3 protein-coding genes are annotated in these 2,262 nt (G+C 43.1%); all 3 read right to left on the reverse strand.

The features are described 5' to 3' along the window. Window positions 1-77: 77 nt before the first annotated feature. The 3 genes from FFR48_RS27380 to rpsP all read right to left on the reverse strand — a co-directional run bounded on the left by FFR48_RS27380 (window position 78) and on the right by rpsP (window position 2,111). The gene (locus FFR48_RS27380) at window positions 78-1,031 is read right to left on the reverse strand and encodes a PhoH family protein (RefSeq protein ID WP_137669525.1); all 954 of its coding nucleotides are present in this window, start codon (window positions 1,029-1,031) and stop codon (window positions 78-80) included. Window positions 1,032-1,450: 419 nt separating this feature from the next. Continuing rightward, window positions 1,451-1,888, reverse strand: coding sequence for a KH domain-containing protein (locus tag FFR48_RS27385; protein WP_096566145.1), 438 nt, complete (start codon window positions 1,886-1,888; stop codon window positions 1,451-1,453). Continuing rightward, the gene (gene rpsP, locus FFR48_RS27390; protein ID WP_096566147.1) at window positions 1,851-2,111 is read right to left on the reverse strand and encodes a 30S ribosomal protein S16; all 261 of its coding nucleotides are present in this window, start codon (window positions 2,109-2,111) and stop codon (window positions 1,851-1,853) included. Before rpsP ends, FFR48_RS27385 begins: the two co-directional genes overlap by 38 nt. Window positions 2,112-2,262 lie beyond the last annotated feature (151 nt).

Here is a 2,262-nt window from a genome sequence, read left to right on the forward strand (position 1 = left end):
CAATCACCAATCACCAATCACCAATCACCAATCACCAATCACCAATCACCAATCACCAATCACCAATTACCAATATACTATTTTTCATATTCTTCATACTCAGAAACGATCCTTTGTACCAAAGTATGACGAACAACATCTTTTTGAGTAAATTCACAAAAAGCGATACCTTCAACGTGCTTGAGAATTTGCAAAGCAACGGTTAAACCTGACTGTTGATGTAGAGGTAAATCAGTTTGCGTGATGTCACCTGTAATCACCATACGAGAACCAAAACCCAAACGAGTCAGCACCATTTTCATTTGTGCAGGTGTGGTATTTTGAGCTTCATCAACAATTACAAAAGCATTATTTAAAGTCCGCCCGCGCATATAAGCTAAAGGCGCAACTTCTATAATACCCCGTTCCATTAAATTAGGGACTTTTTCAGGATCAATAAATTCATTAATAGCATCATAAAGCGGACGCAGATAGGGGTTAACTTTTTGTTGTAAATCTCCTGGTAAAAATCCCAGTTTTTCCCCAGCTTCCACCGCAGGACGGGTTAAAATTAATTTTTCAAATTGATTAGCTAGAAGTTCTTGGACAGCAACAACAACCGCGAGATAGGTTTTACCAGTTCCCGCAGGACCAATACCAAAGGTGAGATCGCGTTTACGAATAGCTTCAATATATTGTCGTTGACGGAAAGTTTTAGCGCGGACTTCTTGACCACGACGACTTTTAGCGAGGATATCGCGCTGTAGGTCTTGTAATTCACCTTGGAGATCGCCCTCTATTGCTTGACGGGCTGTTAAAATATCCGCAGTAGCAATATTATTACCTTTACTCCAGAGATTTTCTAGCGATCGCACTATTTTCACAGCTAGATCAACCTGCTTTTCTTGACCAGAAATGAGTAGTTCTTGACCCCGCAGCACTAAACTAGCTCCTGTTTGTTGAGACAGAAACTTGAGATTTGCTTCCCCATATCCCGCTAGAGCGATCGCACTGGGAATATTAGGCAGCCCAATTGTAACTGCACCTGCCATAGTTTTTATCAAATTTTTATCAAAATTTATCAAAATTTATCAAAAATTTCTCAGAAGTTCTCAGAAGATAGACCCCCAACTTCTTGAAGAAGTCGAGGATCTGGGTATTGCGTTTTTTTCAGTCGTATTGACTTAGCAACAAAAGACTGCAAAAATCTTGGTTTTATAGTCGTAGACAGAGCAGTTAGGACGGGCGAAGTAGGGGCGAAGCATTCGGAAAATAACTGTGATCAAAATTGATAATTTATCGCCCGAATGCCTCACCCTTACAGGAAAATAGCTTTCAATAAAAATTGATCATTGATTGCCCGAAGGCTTCACCCCTACGACTCCTGACTCCTGCTATAACAATTTTTTTGCGGCCTATCTTCATCTTTACCAGAACTACTTACTGGCTGAGTCACCTCAAAATTACCAGTTTAGACCGACCGAAAGCGGGGTTTAGCAATAGGTCTGGGGATGTCTCCACTTCTTTCTCGTGATCTTGGTGGGGGTATTCTTTCTTCCTGTTCTTCATCAAAAGACATACCATCCCGATTTTGGGTATTGCTGCCGTAGATGTCCAGGTATACTGACTGGCCAGCCAATTCTGCTGCTGCGGCAATTACCGTGCGAATTGCCTGAATATTGCGTCCCCCCCTACCAAAGACTTTTCCTTTGTCTGTAGGGTCAAAAGCGATGCGAATCCAAGCCCGTTTAAGGGTGTAAGACATTTCACAATCGACACTTAAAGACTCTGGAGACTCTAAAAACGGCTGTACAAGAAACTTCACCAGCCCAACATAGTGAGGACTGGCTGCTGGTAACTTCGGCTCAAGTTTATGATGCGGCGTTTGCACTGACTTGTTCAAAAACATTAGCTTTTACGAGGATGCGACGAACGGTGTCAGTAGGTTGAGCGCCTTGTTGAAGACGCTTAACAATACCGGGAACATCCAGACGCACTTCATCAGTTCTGGGGTTGTAAAATCCTAGTTCTTCTAGGGGACGACCATCACGACGAGACAGATCGTTAATAGCAATAATGCGGTAACTTGCTTCCCGCTTTTTACCAAATCGCTTCAAGCGCAGTTTGATCATGTTGAAAAATCGTTGTCCTGTTGGTAGGTAGTGATTTTGTGAATGAAATGATAATTGTAGCACGGTTAGGAGTCAGGAGTCAGGAGATCAAGGAGTCAGGAGTCAGGAGGCAGGGGAGGCAGGGGAGGCAGGGGAGGCAGGGGAGGCAGGG

Source organism: Sphaerospermopsis reniformis (genome assembly GCF_005402885.1).
Lineage (GTDB): Bacteria > Cyanobacteriota > Cyanobacteriia > Cyanobacteriales > Nostocaceae > Sphaerospermopsis > Sphaerospermopsis kisseleviana.

Coding starts and splice junctions, on each gene's coding strand:
- FFR48_RS27380 (WP_137669525.1), bottom strand. CDS start 1,031: ATGGCAGGTGCAGTTACAATTGGGCTGCCTAATATTCCCAGTGCGATC.
- FFR48_RS27385 (WP_096566145.1), bottom strand. CDS start 1,888: ATGTTTTTGAACAAGTCAGTGCAAACGCCGCATCATAAACTTGAGCCG.
- rpsP (WP_096566147.1), bottom strand. CDS start 2,111: ATGATCAAACTGCGCTTGAAGCGATTTGGTAAAAAGCGGGAAGCAAGT.